At 76.9% G+C, this 15,525-nt stretch carries 16 protein-coding genes; 13 read left to right on the top strand and 3 right to left on the bottom strand.

Annotated features, from left to right (window positions below; all coding sequences use genetic code 11):
• Window positions 1-91 precede the first annotated feature (91 nt).
• The 10 genes from PGB27_RS05580 to PGB27_RS05535 all read left to right on the top strand — a co-directional run bounded on the left by PGB27_RS05580 (window position 92) and on the right by PGB27_RS05535 (window position 7,637).
• Complete coding sequence (locus tag PGB27_RS05580; protein ID WP_274199348.1) at window positions 92-808, top strand: class I SAM-dependent DNA methyltransferase; 717 nt, start codon at window positions 92-94, stop codon at window positions 806-808.
• Window positions 809-849: 41 nt separating this feature from the next.
• Window positions 850-1,503, top strand: a complete 654-nt coding sequence (gene hisH, locus PGB27_RS05575; protein ID WP_274199622.1) for an imidazole glycerol phosphate synthase subunit HisH — start codon at window positions 850-852, stop codon at window positions 1,501-1,503.
• 136 nt (window positions 1,504-1,639) lie between these two features.
• Entirely contained in the window at window positions 1,640-2,074 is a 435-nt protein-coding gene (locus PGB27_RS05570; protein ID WP_274199347.1) for a YciI family protein, read from the top strand.
• Between the two features lie 46 nt (window positions 2,075-2,120).
• Entirely contained in the window at window positions 2,121-2,546 is a 426-nt protein-coding gene (locus PGB27_RS05565; protein ID WP_274199346.1) for a YciI family protein, read from the top strand.
• Window positions 2,547-2,556: 10 nt separating this feature from the next.
• Window positions 2,557-3,822: an RNA polymerase sigma factor gene (locus tag PGB27_RS05560; RefSeq protein ID WP_274199345.1), complete on the top strand. Its 1,266-nt coding sequence runs from the start codon at window positions 2,557-2,559 to the stop codon at window positions 3,820-3,822.
• 25 nt (window positions 3,823-3,847) lie between these two features.
• On the top strand, window positions 3,848-4,582 hold the full coding sequence (gene priA / locus PGB27_RS05555; protein WP_274199344.1) for a bifunctional 1-(5-phosphoribosyl)-5-((5-phosphoribosylamino)methylideneamino)imidazole-4-carboxamide isomerase/phosphoribosylanthranilate isomerase PriA: 735 nt from the start codon (window positions 3,848-3,850) through the stop codon (window positions 4,580-4,582).
• A 61-nt stretch (window positions 4,583-4,643) separates the two neighbouring features.
• Window positions 4,644-5,429 carry an imidazole glycerol phosphate synthase subunit HisF gene (gene hisF / locus PGB27_RS05550; RefSeq protein WP_274199343.1) on the top strand — a complete coding sequence of 262 codons (786 nt, stop codon included), beginning with the start codon at window positions 4,644-4,646 and terminating at the stop codon, window positions 5,427-5,429.
• Window positions 5,426-5,773: a phosphoribosyl-AMP cyclohydrolase gene (gene hisI / locus PGB27_RS05545; protein WP_274199342.1), complete on the top strand. Its 348-nt coding sequence runs from the start codon at window positions 5,426-5,428 to the stop codon at window positions 5,771-5,773. The genes hisF and hisI overlap by 4 nt, the downstream gene beginning before the upstream one ends.
• Before the next feature lie 119 nt (window positions 5,774-5,892).
• Window positions 5,893-6,411, top strand: coding sequence for a GNAT family N-acetyltransferase (locus PGB27_RS05540; RefSeq protein ID WP_274199341.1), 519 nt, complete (start codon window positions 5,893-5,895; stop codon window positions 6,409-6,411).
• Complete coding sequence (locus tag PGB27_RS05535) at window positions 6,408-7,637, top strand: MFS transporter (RefSeq protein WP_274199340.1); 1,230 nt, start codon at window positions 6,408-6,410, stop codon at window positions 7,635-7,637. Before PGB27_RS05540 ends, PGB27_RS05535 begins: the two co-directional genes overlap by 4 nt.
• On the opposite strand, the gene PGB27_RS05530 is transcribed toward PGB27_RS05535, so the two are convergent.
• The 3 genes from PGB27_RS05530 to PGB27_RS05520 form a co-directional block, all read right to left on the bottom strand.
• Window positions 7,598-10,264 carry an ATP-binding protein gene (locus PGB27_RS05530; protein ID WP_274199339.1) on the bottom strand — a complete coding sequence of 889 codons (2,667 nt, stop codon included), beginning with the start codon at window positions 10,262-10,264 and terminating at the stop codon, window positions 7,598-7,600. The genes PGB27_RS05535 and PGB27_RS05530 overlap by 40 nt on opposite strands.
• A gap of 55 nt (window positions 10,265-10,319) precedes the next feature.
• Window positions 10,320-10,928: a GNAT family N-acetyltransferase gene (locus PGB27_RS05525; protein WP_274199338.1), complete on the bottom strand. Its 609-nt coding sequence runs from the start codon at window positions 10,926-10,928 to the stop codon at window positions 10,320-10,322.
• 79 nt (window positions 10,929-11,007) lie between these two features.
• The gene (locus tag PGB27_RS05520; RefSeq protein ID WP_274199337.1) at window positions 11,008-11,925 is read right to left on the bottom strand and encodes a LysR family transcriptional regulator; all 918 of its coding nucleotides are present in this window, start codon (window positions 11,923-11,925) and stop codon (window positions 11,008-11,010) included.
• Window positions 11,926-11,999: 74 nt separating this feature from the next.
• Between PGB27_RS05520 and PGB27_RS05515 the strand changes: the two genes are divergently transcribed.
• The 3 genes from PGB27_RS05515 to PGB27_RS05505 all read left to right on the top strand — a co-directional run bounded on the left by PGB27_RS05515 (window position 12,000) and on the right by PGB27_RS05505 (window position 15,523).
• Window positions 12,000-12,986, top strand: a complete 987-nt coding sequence (locus tag PGB27_RS05515) for a DMT family transporter (protein ID WP_274199336.1) — start codon at window positions 12,000-12,002, stop codon at window positions 12,984-12,986.
• 171 nt (window positions 12,987-13,157) lie between these two features.
• Window positions 13,158-14,822: an anthranilate synthase component I gene (locus tag PGB27_RS05510; protein WP_274199335.1), complete on the top strand. Its 1,665-nt coding sequence runs from the start codon at window positions 13,158-13,160 to the stop codon at window positions 14,820-14,822.
• Window positions 14,819-15,523 (top strand): Trp biosynthesis-associated membrane protein, encoded by a 705-nt coding sequence (locus PGB27_RS05505; RefSeq protein WP_274199334.1) that lies wholly within the window; start codon window positions 14,819-14,821, stop codon window positions 15,521-15,523. Before PGB27_RS05510 ends, PGB27_RS05505 begins: the two co-directional genes overlap by 4 nt.
• Window positions 15,524-15,525: the final 2 nt, after the last annotated feature.

The following is a 15,525-nucleotide window of genomic DNA, read 5'->3' as shown; positions in this document are numbered from 1 at the left end:
ACGATCTCCGCCGGTCCCCCTCGGATTCGGCGGGTGGCGACGGCCGTGCGGGGGGACAATCCTCGCGCACATCAGCACCGGGGGAGGCGCCGTGGACGTTCGGGGGCCCGTCCCACCCCCCGTCCCGGACCCGGCCCCGTCGCCCGACGTCGCGGCACGGATCGCCGAGCTCGCGGCCCTCGACGACGCGGCCGACACCGCCACCGTCCGGCGCATCTACGACGAGTGGGCCCCGACCTACGACGACGAGGACGTCGCGGCCGTCCTCGGCTACCCGTCCCCGGAGCGGGTCGCGGAGCGGGTCGCGTCGCTGGTGCGTCCCGACACCGACGTCCTCGACGTGGCGTGCGGCACGGGCCTCGTCGGCGCGGCGCTCGCGGCCCGTGGCTTCCGGTCGCTCGACGGGCTCGACGTGTCGCCGGCGATGATCCGCCGTGCCCGCCGCCGCCGCGTCTACCACGATCTCGGGCCCGCCGACCTGCGGCGCGAGGTGCCCGGCGCGGCCGCCAAGTTCGGCGTCGTCACCTGCGTCGGCGCGCTCGGGCCCGGCCACCTCGGTCCGCCCGCGCTCGGCGGCCTCGTGCGCGTCCTGCGGCCGGGCGGGCTGCTCGTCGTCGCGACCACCGACGAGATCTGGGCGGCCGGGCCCTACGAGGCGGCGGTGCGGCGGCTGGTCGACGGCGGGCACGTCCGGCCCCACGACGGCGACCAGGACGACGGCCACGTCGACGAGGGTCCGGGGCGGCTCGTGGTGCTCACCGCGCGCGAGGTCCCGGGCCCGGGACGCTCGGTAGCCTGGTGGTCGTGAGCTCGCCCGCCTCCGCACCCTCCGCACCCTCCGCACCCTCCGTGCCGCGCCCGCCCTCGCGGACCCCGCGCGTCGTCGTCCTCGACTACGGCTCGGGCAACCTGCGCTCGGCCGAGCGGGCGCTCGAGCACGTGGGCGCGGACGTCGAGGTCACCGCCGACGGCCGCGCCGCCCTGGACGCCGACGGGCTCGTCGTCCCGGGCGTCGGGGCGTTCGCGGCGTGCGCGGCGGGCCTGCGCTCGGTGCACGGCGAGCGGCTGATCGAGCAGCGCCTGGCCGGCGGGCGTCCGGTGCTCGGCATCTGCGTGGGCATGCAGGTGCTCTTCGAGCGCGGCGTCGAGTTCGGCGAGGAGGCCACCGGCGCCGGCCAGTGGCCCGGCACCGTCGAGAAGATCCGCGCCGACGTGCTGCCCCACATGGGCTGGAACACCGTGCGCGCGCCCGAGGGCAGCGTGCTGTTCGACGGCATGACGCCCGACACCCGCTTCTACTTCGTGCACTCCTTCGGCGTGCGCCGCTGGGAGCAGGAGGCGCCGGAGCACTTCCGGCCGGCGATGGTGACCTGGGCGCACCACGGCGAGGACTTCGTCGCGGCCGTCGAGAACGGGCCGCTGTCGGCCACCCAGTTCCACCCCGAGAAGTCCGGCGAGGCGGGGGCGCAGCTGCTCTCGAACTGGCTCGGGGCGCTGCGGTAGAAAACGGGAGACGGAGCGGAGCGGAGCTCGACCCGGAAATCCCGCCGCGGCCGGTGTCGAAGACGGCCCGCCCCGTTCGACGCCCGGGTGAGCGGCGGGGCAGAGGGTCCCGCCGACGGTCCGCGAGGAGAGCCCGATGCGCTACATGCTGATCATGTCGGCCCCGGAGTCGATGGTGGTGGGCGGCGCCGACGCCCCGTCGCCCGAGGAGGCCTTCGAGGCCATGGGCCGCTACAACACCGACCTCGTCGACGCGGGCGTCCTGCTCGCCGCCGAGGGCCTCACACCCAGCGCCGACGGCTTCGTCGTCACCCACGACGGCGAGCAGCCCTCGGTCACCGACGGCCCCTTCACCGAGGCCAAGGAGCTGGTGGCCGGCTTCTGGATCCTCGAGGTCGCCTCCCGCGAGGAGGCCGTGCAGTGGGCCCGCCGCTGCCCGATCGGGCCGGGCGTGCGCCTCGAGGTGCGGCGCATCGCCGAGCTGGCCGACCTCTCCGACATCGCCCCCGCCGAGGTGCTCGACGCCGAGGCCACCCTGCGCCGGCGGATCGCCGAGCGCGAGCAGGTCTGACCCCCGTCCACCCCGAGCTCCCCGACGACACCCCAGGAGGACCGAGATGCGCTTCATGCTGCTGCTCAAGTACGACGAGGCCGCCCAGGCGGAGACGCCGCCCGACCCGGCCGTGTTCGAGGAGATGGGCCGCTTCAACACCGCGATGGTCGACGCCGGCGTGCTCCTGGCCGGCGAGGGCCTGCTGCCCAGCGCCAAGGGCGCGCTCGTCGCGTTCGACGGCGAGGAGCCCACCGTCACCGACGGCCCGTTCGCCGAGGCCAAGGAGCTGGTCGGCGGGTTCTGGATCCTCCAGGTCGACTCGCTGGAGGACGCCGTGTCGTGGGCGCGGCGCGCGCCGTTCCGCCAGGGCGAGCGCATCGAGGTGCGCAAGGTCGCCGAGGCCGAGGACTTCGAGGGCATCGCCCCGCAGGAGGTCCTCGACGCCGAGGAGGAGCTGCGCGCGCGTCAGGCCGAGCAGCACGGGTCCTGATCCTCGGACGATGACCACGGCCACCGATCCCTACACCGTCCTCGAGACGGTGTGGCGGATGGAGTCGGCGCGCATCGTGGCCGGCGTCGCGCGCGTGGTGCGCGACGTCGGTCGTGCCGAGGAGCTCGCCCACGACGCCCTCGTCGCGGCCATGGAGCAGTGGCCCGCCGAGGGCGTGCCGGACAACCCCGGCGCGTGGCTCGCGGCCACCGCCCGGCGGCGCGCGATCGACATGATCCGCCGCGAGCAGACGCTCGCGCGCAAGACGGAGACCCTCGAGGCGGGGGAGTCGGGCGTGGTGCCGGGCGCGGACGCGGCGGTCGGGGACGGGGCGGCGGCCGTCGGTGACGAGGTCCTCGCGCTGCTGTTCGCCACCTGCCACCCCGCTGTGGCGCGCGAGTCCCGGGTGGCGCTGACCCTGCGGCTGTTCGGCGGCCTGACCACCGACGAGATCGCCCACGCGTTCCTCGTCCCGTCGCCGACGATTGGGCAGCGCATCTCCCGCGCCAAGAAGCGCCTGGCCGGGGTGGGCCCGGAGGCCCTCGCGGTCCCGGTCGGCGACGAGCTGACCGCGCGCCTCGGCGCCGTGCTCGAGGTGATCTACCTCGTGTTCAACGAGGGCTACGCGGCGACGACCGGCGTCGACTGGACCCGCCCGACCCTGTGTGTGGAGGCGATGCGGCTCGGGCGGGTGCTCGCCGCGCGCAGCCCCGGCGAGGCCGAGGTGCACGGCCTCGTCGCGCTGATGGAGCTGCAGGCCTCGCGGCTGCGGGCGCGCGTCGGCCCGTCGGGCGAGCCGGTGCTGCTCGGCGACCAGGACCGCGCGCAGTGGGACCGGATGCTCATCGGCCGGGGGCTCGCCGCGCTCGCGCGGGCCGAGGAGACGATGCCGCGCGGCCGGTACACGCTGCAGGCCGCGATCGCCGCGTGCCACGCTCGCGCGCGGTCCACCGACGACACCGACTGGGCCGCGATCGCCGGGCTCTACGCCGAGCTCGCGGCGCTGGCCCCGTCGCCGGTGGTGGAGCTGAACCGGGCGGTGGCGGTGGCGCGCGCCGAGGGGCCGGAGGCGGGGCTCGCGGTGCTGGCGCCGCTGGCGGACGAGCCGGCGCTCGCGGGCTACCACCTGCTGCCCGCGGTGCGCGCCGACATGCTCACGACCCTGGGTCGCGTCGACGAGGCCGTCGCCGAGCTGGACCGGGCCCTCGAGCTCGTCCGGACGGTGGCCGAGCGGGAGCTGCTGGAGCGGCGGCGCTCGGCGCTCGCGGGCACCTGAGCGGCCACGGCTACGATCGCGCGCCGTGACCATCGACCTGCTCCCTGCCGTGGACGTCGTGGACGGCCAGGCGGTCCGCCTCGTCCAGGGCGTGGCCGGCACCGAGACCGGCTACGGCGACCCCCTCGACGCGGCGCGCGCCTGGGCCGCCGAGGGTGCGCAGTGGCTGCACCTCGTCGACCTCGACGCCGCGTTCGGCCGCGGCTCGAACGCCGAGCTGTTGGCCTCGGTGGTCGAGCAGGTCGACATCAAGGTCGAGCTCTCCGGCGGCATCCGGGACGACGCCTCGCTGCGCCGGGCGCTCGACACCGGCTGCGAGCGCGTGAACATCGGCACCGCGGCGCTCGAGGACCCGGCGTGGTGCGCGCGGGCGATCGCCGAGTTCTCCGACCGCGTGGCGGTCGGGCTCGACGTCAAGATCACCGAGGGGCGGCACCGGCTCGCGGCGCGCGGGTGGGTGTCCGACGGCGGCGACCTGTGGAGCGTGCTCGCCCGCCTCGACGCCGAGGGCTGCGCGCGCTACGTCGTCACCGACGTCGGGCGCGACGGCACGCTGACGGGCCCGAACATCGAGCTGCTCGAGGCCGTGTGCGCCCGCACCGACCGTCCCGTGGTGGCATCGGGCGGGGTGTCGTCGCTCGACGACCTGCGCGCGCTCGACGCCCTGGCCCCGATCGGTGTCGAGGGCGCGATCGTCGGCAAGGCCCTCTACCACGGCAACTTCACCCTCGCCGACGCCCTGGCCCTGACCCGTACGTGAGTACTTTCGTCGGCTATAGGCGACGAAAGTACTCACACAGGACGCGGTTAGGCTGGATGCCATGGGTGTGGCCGTCCGCGTGATCCCCTGCCTGGACGTCGACGCCGGCAGGGTCGTCAAGGGCGTCAACTTCGTGGACCTGCGCGATGCCGGCGACCCCGTCGAGATGGCGCGGCTCTACGACGCCGAGGGCGCCGACGAGCTGACCTTCCTCGACGTCAGCGCCTCGTCCGGGGAGCGCGAGACCACCTACGACGTCGTCCGGCGCACCGCCGAGCAGGTCTTCATCCCGCTCACGGTCGGCGGCGGGGTGCGCACCAACGACGACATCGACAAGCTGCTGCGCGCCGGCGCGGACAAGGTCGGCATCAACACCGCCGCCATCGCCCGCCCCGAGTTCCTCGGCGAGGCCAGCCGCCGGTACGGCTCGCAGTGCATCGTCCTGTCCGTCGACGCCCGCCGCGTGCCCGCCGATGCTCTCCCGCCCTCCCGGCCGACGCCGTCGGGCTTCGAGGTCACCACCCACGGCGGGCGGCGCGGCACCGGCATCGACGCCCTCGAGTGGGCCCAGCGCGGCCAGGAGCTCGGGGTCGGGGAGATCCTGCTCAACTCCATGGACGCCGACGGCACGAAGGCCGGCTTCGACCTGGAGATGCTCGCGAAGGTGCGCGCGCTCGTCGACGTCCCGGTGATCGCCAGCGGCGGTGCGGGCGCGGTCGAGCACTTCGCGCCGGCGGTCGCGGCGGGGGCGGACGCGGTGCTCGCGGCCAGTGTGTTCCACTTCGGGATCATGCGGATCGGCGAGGTCAAGGACGCGCTGCGCGCCGACGGGGTGGAGGTCCGGTGACGCTCGACCCGGCCGTGGCCGACCGTCTCAAGCGCACCCCCGACGGCCTGGTCTGCGCCGTGGTCCAGCAGTACGACACCCGCGAGGTCCTCATGGTCGCGTGGATGTCCGACGAGGCCCTGGCCCGCACGATCGCCACGCGGGAGGGCACGTACTGGTCGCGGTCCCGCGGCGAGCTCTGGATCAAGGGCGCGACGTCGGGGCACGTGCAGAAGGTCGTCGAGGTCCGCCTGGACTGCGACGGCGACACGGTGCTGGTGCTCGTGGACCAGTCCGGCGCCGCCTGCCACACCGGCGACCACACCTGCTTCGACGCCGACGTGCTGCTGCCCGCCGAGGCCTGACTCCTCGCCGTCGGCCCGGGCCTCACGTCGTGAGGGCCCGCCTCCCGCCGTGACGGACGAGGGGCCGACGGGCCTCGGGAGTCCCACGGAGGCAGCACATGAACGGCACACTCACGACCGTGCCTCGCGCACCCATCGCCGTGTCCCGCGCCCGGGCCGCGCCGGACTGGCGGGCGGCGGCCGTGCTGCTCGACGAGTACCGGCGGTGGCTGGCGGACGCCGTCGCCATCGACCTGACGGTCGCGCAGCCGCGGGCGAGCACGGAGTTCTCCGACCTGGAGCGGTACTACCGGCCACCGGAGGGCGTGCTGGTCGTGGCGTCCGTCGGCGGACGGCCGGCGGGGATGGCCGGCGTGCACCGGCTCGCCGGTGCCGTCGGTGAGCTCAAGCGGATGTACGTCCGGCCCAGCGCGCGGGGCCGGGGCGTCGGACGGGCCCTGCTCGTCGAGGCGATCGCCGCAGCGCGTGATCTCGGCTTCGTCGAGCTCCGGCTGCAGACCAAGCCGACGGTCATGGCCGTTGCGGACCGGCTGTACCGCGAGCACGGTTTCGTCGACATCGAGCCGTACGCGGACCTCGGCGTCGAGGGCGTGGCGGACCTCGCCCTCGCCCTGCGTGCCGACGCCACGGGTCGGTGACCACCCCCCGCCTCGCGCGGCGGGCGGTGCAGGGCACGTCGTGGTTGCTCGTCGGCGTGGCCTCGCTCGCGACGGCTTCGGCACTGGGGACGGTCACCGCTCTCGGCGCCCTGGCCGGAGGGATCACCGCCGGGTTCGGATCGGCCGCGGGCACAGGTCACGCGGTGTTCGCCCTCGCCGTCTCGACGTCGTTGCTGGCGGGCGCCGTGACGGGGCCACTCGCCCAGCGGCGCGGGGCACGTCCGTTGCTCGCCGCCGGCGCGGTGCTGCTCCCGGCCGGCCTCCTCGCCGTCGCCGCCGCACCCACGCTGCCGGTCGCCGTCGTGGCGGCCGTCCTGGGCGTCGGCGGCGGCGCCGGCTGCGTGCTCGTGCCGATGCTGACCGTCGTCGGGATCGGACCCGCCCCCGGCCGGGCGTCCGCGATCGCCCTGGTGTCCGCGGGCGGCGCGGCCGGCAGCGCGGTGCTCGTGCCGGCCGCGACGTGGGTGGCCGACGGGTACGGGCCGACGGCCGGCCTGCTGGCGTTGGGCGGTGTCACGGCGGCGGTGCTCGGCGCCGGGGCGGCCGTCGTGCCCGCGACCGGGTCCACCCGAGCCGCACGGCCGGCGGTGGTGACGGCGCTGGTGGCGGCGGTGGAGCCGGCGGCGGCGCCGGCCGGTGCCATCCGCTGGTACCTCAGCAGCGCGGCGGTCTCGGCGGCGGTGTTCGTCCCCTTCGCACACCTGCCCGCGTACGCGTCGGCGCACGGCTCGGGGCTCTCGTCCGCCGCGGCGATGGTCTCGGTGATGAGCGTGGCGAGCCTGGCGGGACGGCTGCTCTTCGCCGCTGTCGCGCTCCGGGTCGGCACCTCCGCGGCCCTGCGAGCGAGCGCGCTCGGGTTGGGCGCGGCGCTGGCCTGGTGGCTGGTGGCCGGACCGCGGCCGCTCGCCGTCCTCGTGTTCGCGGCCGCCTTCGGGACGTGCCACGGCGGGTACGTCGCGTCGCTCCCCGCGGCCCTCGCCGAGCGGTACGGCCCGGCCGGGCTCGGCGGCCGGTTCGGCGCGCTCTACACCGCGACGGCCGTGGGCGCGCTGCTCGGCCCCGGCCTCGCCGGGGCCGTGACGGTGTGGACCGGGCACCCGGCGCCGGCCATCGCGGTCGCCGCCGGTGCGGCGCTCGGCGGGTGCGCCCTGCTGCCCGGGACCCATCAGCCCACGCGCCAGGCGACGTCGTCCTCGGGGGCGTAGCAGCACCACGTCCCGGTGCGGACCGCGCTGCGCAGGTGGCGGCCGAGCTGCGGGTGCACCTCCTCGAGCCGTCGCAGCGCGGCCCGGATCCGCCAGGTCACCGCCGAGCGCGCCCGCTCGCCGGTCCCGCCCGGTCGCCGGGCACGCCCGTGCAGGCCGGTCGCGGCGGTCAGCTGGTCGACGAGCAGGTCGAGCTCCAGCCGCGCCGCCTCGGCCCGCCCGCGGTCGCCGGCGTGCTCGGCCTCGTCGAGGTCGTCCTGCAGCCGGCGGATGCGCGCCTCGTAATCGCGGCGGGCCCGGGCGTCGAGGACCTCGCCGCCGGCGGGCTGCTCGACCGCGGCGCCGATGAGCTCGGTGCTGTGCACCTCCCGGCCCGGGCGGGCGAGCAGGGCCGCCAGGTCGTGCATCCCCTTCGCGTCGGGGAGACGGACGGTCTGCCCGGCGTACGACACCGTCCAGACCGCGCCGTCGAGCCGGAAGCGGTTCGGTCCCCGCGGCGGCGTCGCGTCGCCCTCCGGCGGGACGTCGGCGGTCTCCGGCGCCGCCGGGCCGCGCAGCGCGTCGAGCTCCCGCCTGGCCAGGGCGACGGCCTCGCGGAGAGGCGGCGCCACGACGTCGCCCTCCGTCGGCTCCTCGGCGACGAGATCGGACCACGGCCACTCGTAGAGGGTGAGCGTGTGGGCGTCGCCGGCGGCGGCGCGCAGGGCCGCGGCCGCCTCGGCGCGCCCGGCCGTGCCGACCAGCACGGCCACCCACCGCAGCGTCACCCGCAACGGGAGGGTGTGCCCGATGCGCACGAACAGCTCCAGCGCCGCGGCCAGCCGGTCCGCGGCCTGCGCCGGGCCGTCGTCCCGCAGCGCGATGCGGGCCAGCGACCAGGAGCACGGTCCCTCCACCAGCGGGTGGCCGCCGTCGCGCGACCGCTGGGCCACCCCGAGCAGCAGCTTCCGGGCGAGCGCGGGCTCGGTGGGCACGAGGAGGTTGGCGCGGATCAGCGCCGCGAGGACCTCCGGGAACCCGCCGCCGGCGGCCACGGCCTGCGCGTGGGCCTCGTCGGCCTGCCGCGCCGCGTCCCCGAACCGGCCCAGGGCGACGAGGGCACTCGCCCGGTAGGTCCGCATCTCGCTCGCCCACGCGGGGGCGCCGCGGGTGTCGGCGGCGGCGACCGCGCGATCGGTCCAGGCGAGGGCCCGCTCGGGCCGGCCGGCCACCACCTCGTGGAACGACAGGGTGCGCAGCGCGAGGACCTCGGCGAACGGGCTCGGGTCGGCGGACAGGGCCGCCCCGGCGACCTCGGCGGCGCGGTCGGTGCTGCGGACGGCCATGTGAGCGAACGCGGTCACCGCGGCGAACTCCGCCCACGCCGGGACCCGCCGATCGCGCCAGCGCTCGAGCAGGGCCTCGCCGAGCTCGGCGACGGGCTCCGGCCGCGCGCGGTACACGACCCGCACGAGCTGGCGGACCAGGACGACGGCGCGGGCCGGCCCGTCGTCACGGTCGAGGCACCAGCGCACCGCGTTCAGCACGTCGGTCGGGGTCCCGAGCCCGTGAGGGCCGAGCGGTGCCGCGTCCGGGCCCCCGGACAGTGCCTCGTCCCACCGCGTCGCCCCGGCCGGCTCGACCAGCCGGTCGACCCGGCGGTCCCGGACGGCCTCGAGCTCCCCGCGCTCGGCCAGCCGCGCGCGGGCGAAGGCGCGCAGCGTGTCGAGCAGGCCGTACCAGCTGCGGTCGGCCTGCTGGCGCACGGTCAGCATCGACCGGGAGACGAGGTGGTCGAGCTGCTCGACGACCTCCAGGACGTCCGCCCCCGGAGCCCCGGCCACCGCGCGGGCCTCCTGCGCGGTGAAGCGGCCGTCGAACACCCCGAGCCGGTCGAAGAACCGGGCGGTGGGGCCGGGCAGGCGGGCGTAGGACCAGGCGATCGCGGTCTCCAGGCTCCGGTGCCGTGACGGGCCCCGGTCGCGGGACCGGCTCAGCAGGTCCAGCCGCTCGTCGAGGTGGGTGAGGATCTCGGCGGGCGTGAGGCTGCGGGTCCGGGCCGCGGCCAGCTCCAACGCGAGCGGGAGGCCGTCGAGCCGTCGGCACAGCGCCGCGACCGCCGGCGCGGAGTCGATGTCGAGGGTGACGTCACTGCCCGCGTCGCGCGCCCGCGACAGCAGCAGCGCCGCCGCGGGCGAGTCCCGCAGGTGCTCGGGGTCGTCGTCGTCCGGCAGGGCCAGGGGCGACAACGGGACCACCCGCTCGCCGGGCAGTTCCAAGGGCTCGCGGCTGGTGGCCAGTACCGAGATCCCCGGGGACGTCGCCAGCAACCGGCGGGCGGCGTCCGCGGCCGCGTCGAGCACGTGCTCGGCGTTGTCCAGCACGACGAGCATGCGGACGCCGCTGAGCCCGACGACCGCGGCGTCCAGCGACGGGAAGCCGAGGGCCTCGCCGACGGCGACGGCGACGTCCTCGGCGCGCGTGACGGCCGCGAGCTCGCACACCGCCGTGCGTCCCGACCCCTCGGCTGCGACCGCCAGCGCGAGCGCCGTCTTGCCGACCCCGCCGACGCCGGTCACCGTCACCAGGCGGGACGCCGCCAGGTGCGCGCGCAGCGCCGCCAGGTCGGCGTCACGCCCCAGCAGCACCCGTGCATCGTGGCGCGGGGCGCCGCCGGACCGGTAGGTCCGCGGCGGCTGCCACTCAGCCGCCCGGTGGCGGGGACCTGCGGTCCCACACGGCGATGCACCACAGCTCCGCGCCGTCGTGGTAGCTGCTGATCACCTCGAACCCCGCTCTCCGGTGGGCCTTCAGCGACACCGCGTTGCGCGCGGCGATCTCGGTGACGCACAGCTCGACGCCGCGCGGCGCCCGGTCCACGGTCTCCCGGTAGAGCCGCCCGAGCAGGCCCCGTCCGCGGAAGGCGCGGTCCACGCAGACCTGGCCACCCACCACGAACTCGTACGTCGACAGCGGTCGGCCCCGGTAGACCGTCCGGTCGAACTCGTCGAACATCGGCACCAGCTGGGGCATGGTGTCGCGCAGGGCGACCGACATCGCCAGGTTGTAGCCCACGACGACGCCGCCGCTCGTGGCGATCACCTGCGGCAGCGCGGCCGCCATCGTCCGCAGGAGCGGGACCGTGTGCTCGGCGAAGACGAACCCGTGCGTCGCCTGCTCGTCGGCAGCGACCCGGTCGCGCAGGTTGCGCCGCTGCAGCTCCACGATCTGCTCGAGGTGGCGGTCGCTCGACGCGACGTCGACGGCGATCGTCGCGAGCGGTCCCGCACCCGGGTGACGGTCCACGGTCATCTCGTCCTCCTCGTCCCGCGGGCGCTCCGCCCGCACCCCTGCCCGCGTGGGGAACGCCCTCCCGCCGCGAGGCGGCACCTCACCCGGCCTCCGGCAGCCCGTCCCGCTCGGCCGCGACGGCACGGAACGCGTCGACGGCCGCGCGGACGGCCGCGGTGCCGCGGTCGGTGCGCCAGACGGCGTCGATGCTGCGGCGCAGGCACGGGTCGGTGGCGACGACGGCGACGCTCGCCGGCAGCGGCGGTCGCGCGAGGCGGGGGACCAGTGCCGCGACGCCGATGCCCGCGACGAGCTCGATGTGCATCCCGAAGCCCCGCACGCGGCACGTCACCCGCGGCTCGAGCCCGGCCGCGCGCAGCGTGTGCACCAGCCAGGCGCCGGCGCGGTTGTCGTCGCCGTCGGCCACCCAGTCGAGGTCGTCGACGTCGCCGAGGTCCACCGGTCCCCGGCCCGCCAGCCGGTGGTCGGCGGGCAGCAGCAGGTCGATGACGTCCTCGCACAGGCGCGCCCGCGAGGTGCCGGGCGGGATCGGCGCGGGCAGGCCCTCCCAGTTCTCGACGACCGCGAGGTCCAGGTCGCCGGCGAGCACCGCCGGCAGCGTCTCCTCGGCCTCCCCGTCGGCGAGGGCCACGCGCAGGTCCGGGTGCGCCGCGCGCAGCCGGGAGAGCGTGGGCGGGGCGAGCGCGTGCACCGAGGTCGGGATCGCGCCGATCCGCAGCTCGCCGACCACCTCGTCGCGCAGCCGGTCGAGGTCGAGCCGGGCGGCGGCGACCCGGGCGAGGATCTCCGTGGCGTGCTCGGCGAGCATCCGCCCGGCGGGCGTGAGCCGCAGTCCCCGCCCGGCGGGCTCGGTCAGCGGCGCGCCGGCGTCGCGCTCGAGCTTGGCGAGCTGCTGGGACACCGCCGACGGCGTGAGGTGCAGCGCGCCCGCGGCGCCGGCGATCGAGCCGTGACGCGCCAGCGCGTCGAGGGCGCGGAGACGGTCGAGCGCGAACACATCAGCGAACGTAACGGGTCGGGGCCAGGAAACCTCGCTGGTCGGCAACGGTCGCGCCCCCGACCATCGAGGACGTGACCCGCTCCCTCGCCCGCCCCGACGCCCACCCCGTCCCCGCCCCGCGGGTCGACGCGCGGCTCGTCGCGGTGGCCGGGAGCCTCTGCATCGCGTTCTCGCCGATCTTCATCGCGCTCGCGGGCACGAGCCCGGGGACCGCCACCTTCTTCCGCTGCGCGCTGGCCCTGCCGCTGCTCGTGCCCCTGGCGGTCCTGGAGCGGCGCCGCCGGCGGCGCCGCGCGGCGTCGACCGGGAACCGCCCGTTCGTGCTGCTGCTCGGCGGGGTGCTCCTCGGGCTGGACATGACGCTGTGGGCGGAGTCGGTGCGCACGGTCGGCGCCGGGGTGTCGACGGTCGTCGTCAACGCGCAGGTCGTGATCCTGCCGCTGCTCGCGTTCCTGGTCCTCGGCGAGCGGGTGCGGCGCACGTTCGTGCTCGCGGTGCCCGTGATGCTCGTCGGCGTCGCGCTCGCGGGCGGGCTGGTCGGCGGGAGCGAGGCGGTGGTGGGGTCCGCGCCGGTCCGCGGCACGGTCACCGCGCTCGTCGCCGCCGTCGCGTACGCCGGCTACCTGCTGTTCGTGCGGCTCGGGGCCGGGCCGGGCCAGCGCTTCACCCCGGTCGCGATCGCCACCGTCGGCGCGGGCGCCACGTCCTTCGTCGTCGGCTCGTTCTGGCAGGGCGTCGACCTCGCCCCCGGCTGGCCCGCGATCGGGTGGCTCGTCGCGCTCGCGGTCGTCGGGCAGGTGACCGGCTGGGTGCTCATCGCGTCCGCGCTGCCCCGGCTGCCGTCCTCGACCGGCGCCTCGATCCTGCTGCTCCAGCCCGTCGGCGCGGTCCTGCTCGGCGCCGTGATCCTCGGCGAGCGCCCCGGCGTGCTGCAGCTGCTGGGCTGCGCGGTGGTGCTCGGCGCGGTGGCCGTCGCCGCCCGGGTCCGCGCGGCGCCGCCGCCGGAGCCCGCGGGGGAGCCGGCGGTGGAGGCGACCGGAGAGGCGGGGCGCGCCTGATCAGGGGCGACCTGGTGCCCGTGGTGGGCGGTCCCGGGGTGCGTGGTGTGCTCGTGATCTCCGGGGGCCCCCGATCGGCACGTCCGGCAGGCGACGGAGCCCGATGACCACGCGCGTGGCGCCGGACCCGGTTGCCGGGGGCTGTCGGGGGAGGGGGCCACAATGAGGTCCGTGTCCGCGTCCGCCCCCTCCGCCGCCCCTCTCGGCGTGGTCGCGCCCGACCGGGCGGGGTTCCACGCGCTGGCCGCGCACCACCGCGTCATCCCGGTGACGCGGCGGCTCCTGGCCGACGGGGAGACGCCGGTCGGGCTCTACCGCAAGCTCGCCGGGCGGCGCCCCGGCACGTTCCTGCTCGAGTCGGCGGCCCACGGCGAGTCGTGGTCGCGGTGGAGCTTCGTCGGCGCCCGCAGCGCCGCGACGCTCACCGAGACCGACGGGCGGGCCACCTGGACCGGCCAGGTGCCGGTGGGCCTGCCCGGCGGCCCGGACGACGAGGAGGGATGGGACGACCCGCTGGCCGTCCTGCGCGAGACGCTGCAGCGCCTGCGCACCGACCCGCTGCCCGGGCTGCCGCCGCTCACCGGCGGGCTCGTCGGCTACGTCGGTTACGACGCGGTGCGCCGCCTCGAGCGGGTGCCGGAGCACGCGCAGGACGATCTGCACATCCCCGAGACGGTCATGCTGCTCGCCACCGACGTGGCCGCGCTCGACCACCACGAGGGCACGGTCACGCTCATCGCCAACGCGGTGAACTGGGACGACAGCCCCGAGCGTGCCGACGCGGCGTACGACGACGCGATCGCCCGGCTCGACCGCATGGCCGCCGAGCTCGCCGCGCCCGCCCCGTCGACGGTGGCGACGGTGTCCGCGGCCGCGCGCCCGGGCCCCGACGTCGTGCGCCGCCGCCGCTCGCCGGAGGAGCACCACGCGGCCATCGAGGTCGCCAAGGAGCGCATCCGCGCCGGCGACGCGTTCCAGGTGGTCCTCTCCCAGCGCTTCGAGGCCGACACGGCGGCCGACGCGCTGGAGATCTACCGGGTGCTGCGGATGACCAACCCCAGCCCGTACATGTACCTGCTGCGCCTCGAGGACGGCCAGGGCCGGCCGTTCGAGATCGTCGGGTCGAGCCCCGAGGCGCTGGTGACGGTCCGGGACGGCGTCGCCACCACCCACCCCATCGCCGGCACGCGCTGGCGCGGCGTCGACGCCGAGGAGGACACCCTCCTCGCGAAGGACCTCCTCGCCGACGAGAAGGAGCGCGCCGAGCACCTCATGCTCGTCGACCTCGGGCGCAACGACCTCGGTCGCGTCTGCGTGCCGGGCACGGTGACGGTGCGCCGGTTCTTCGAGATCGAGCGCTACAGCCACGTGATGCACCTGGTCAGCACGGTCACCGGGCGGCTCGCGCCGGGGCGCACGGCGTTCGACGCGGTGGCCGCCTGCTTCCCGGCCGGCACGCTGTCCGGCGCGCCGAAGCCCAAGGCCCTCGAGATCATCGAGGAGCTCGAGCCCACGCGCCGCGGTCTCTACGGCGGCATCGTCGGTTACCTCGACTTCGCCGGCGACGCCGACACCGCCATCGCGATCCGCACCGGCCTGCTGCGCGACGGCGTGGCCTACGTGCAGTCGGGCGGGGGCATCGTCGCCGACTCCGACCCGGTGGCCGAGGACGCCGAGTGCGTCAACAAGGCCCGCGCGGTGCTCGCCGCCGTCGCGGCGGCCGGCACCGTCGCCGCGCCGCAGACCGCCGCCTCGGCCACGGCGGAGGCCGGTGCCGGTGACGGCGCCGGTGCTCCTGCCGACCGCGTCGGCGATCCCGAGCCGGCCGTGCCGTGACCGTCCCGCGCCGCCCCTCCGCCCCGCCCGGGCGCCTGCTCGGGATGCTCGCGGTGCTGCTCGCCGTGGCCGCGGCGGTGCTGTGGGGGGCGTCGCGGCTGACGTGGGTCAGCCAGGTCGTCGAGGGCGTCCCGGGGCCGCGCACCAGCACGGCCGACGGCGCGACCGCCGAGCCGATCCTCGTGCCCTGGGCGCTGCTGTGCCTGGCCGCCGTCGGCGGGCTCGTCGCGACGGCGGGCTGGGGGCGCCGGGTCGTCGGCACGCTCGTGGCCGTCGCCGGGCTCTGGGCGGTGCTGCGCGCCGCCACCGGGCTGGTCGCCCCCGCGACCGAGGCGCTGCCCGTCGGTGTGCGCCCGGGTGACCGGCCGCTGCCGGCCGAGGCCGTCGTCGGCGGCCCGCTGCTCGCGCTGCTCGGGGGGCTGCTCATGCTCGCCGCGGGCCTGCTGACGATCCGCTGGGCCGCGGTCCTGCCGCGGATGGGCGCGCAGTACGACGCGCCCGGCGCGGCGGGCGGGCGGCCCCGTCCCGCCGACCCGGACCGCGCGCTGTGGGAGGCCCTCGACGAGGGACGTGACCCCACCGGGGAGCCCACGCACGGACCGACGAGCCACCCCACCCACGAGGCGGAGTCACCGCCGCCGGACGGCACGCGATCCGGACGCTCCGACGGGGTGGCAGGACCTCCGGGAGGGGCGGGTTAACA

The sequence above is a fragment of the Actinomycetospora lemnae genome (assembly GCF_028737315.1).
Classification (GTDB): Bacteria; Actinomycetota; Actinomycetes; order Mycobacteriales; family Pseudonocardiaceae; genus Actinomycetospora; species Actinomycetospora lemnae.
The sequence above is the reverse complement of the archived record's forward strand: the minus strand, read 5'-3'. Positions and strand labels throughout refer to the sequence as shown.

Coding starts and splice junctions, on each gene's coding strand:
- PGB27_RS05570 (WP_274199347.1), top strand. CDS start 1,640: ATGCGCTACATGCTGATCATGTCGGCCCCGGAGTCGATGGTGGTGGGC.
- PGB27_RS05565 (WP_274199346.1), top strand. CDS start 2,121: ATGCGCTTCATGCTGCTGCTCAAGTACGACGAGGCCGCCCAGGCGGAG.
- PGB27_RS05560 (WP_274199345.1), top strand. CDS start 2,557: ATGACCACGGCCACCGATCCCTACACCGTCCTCGAGACGGTGTGGCGG.
- hisF (WP_274199343.1), top strand. CDS start 4,644: ATGGGTGTGGCCGTCCGCGTGATCCCCTGCCTGGACGTCGACGCCGGC.
- PGB27_RS05525 (WP_274199338.1), bottom strand. CDS start 10,928: ATGACCGTGGACCGTCACCCGGGTGCGGGACCGCTCGCGACGATCGCC.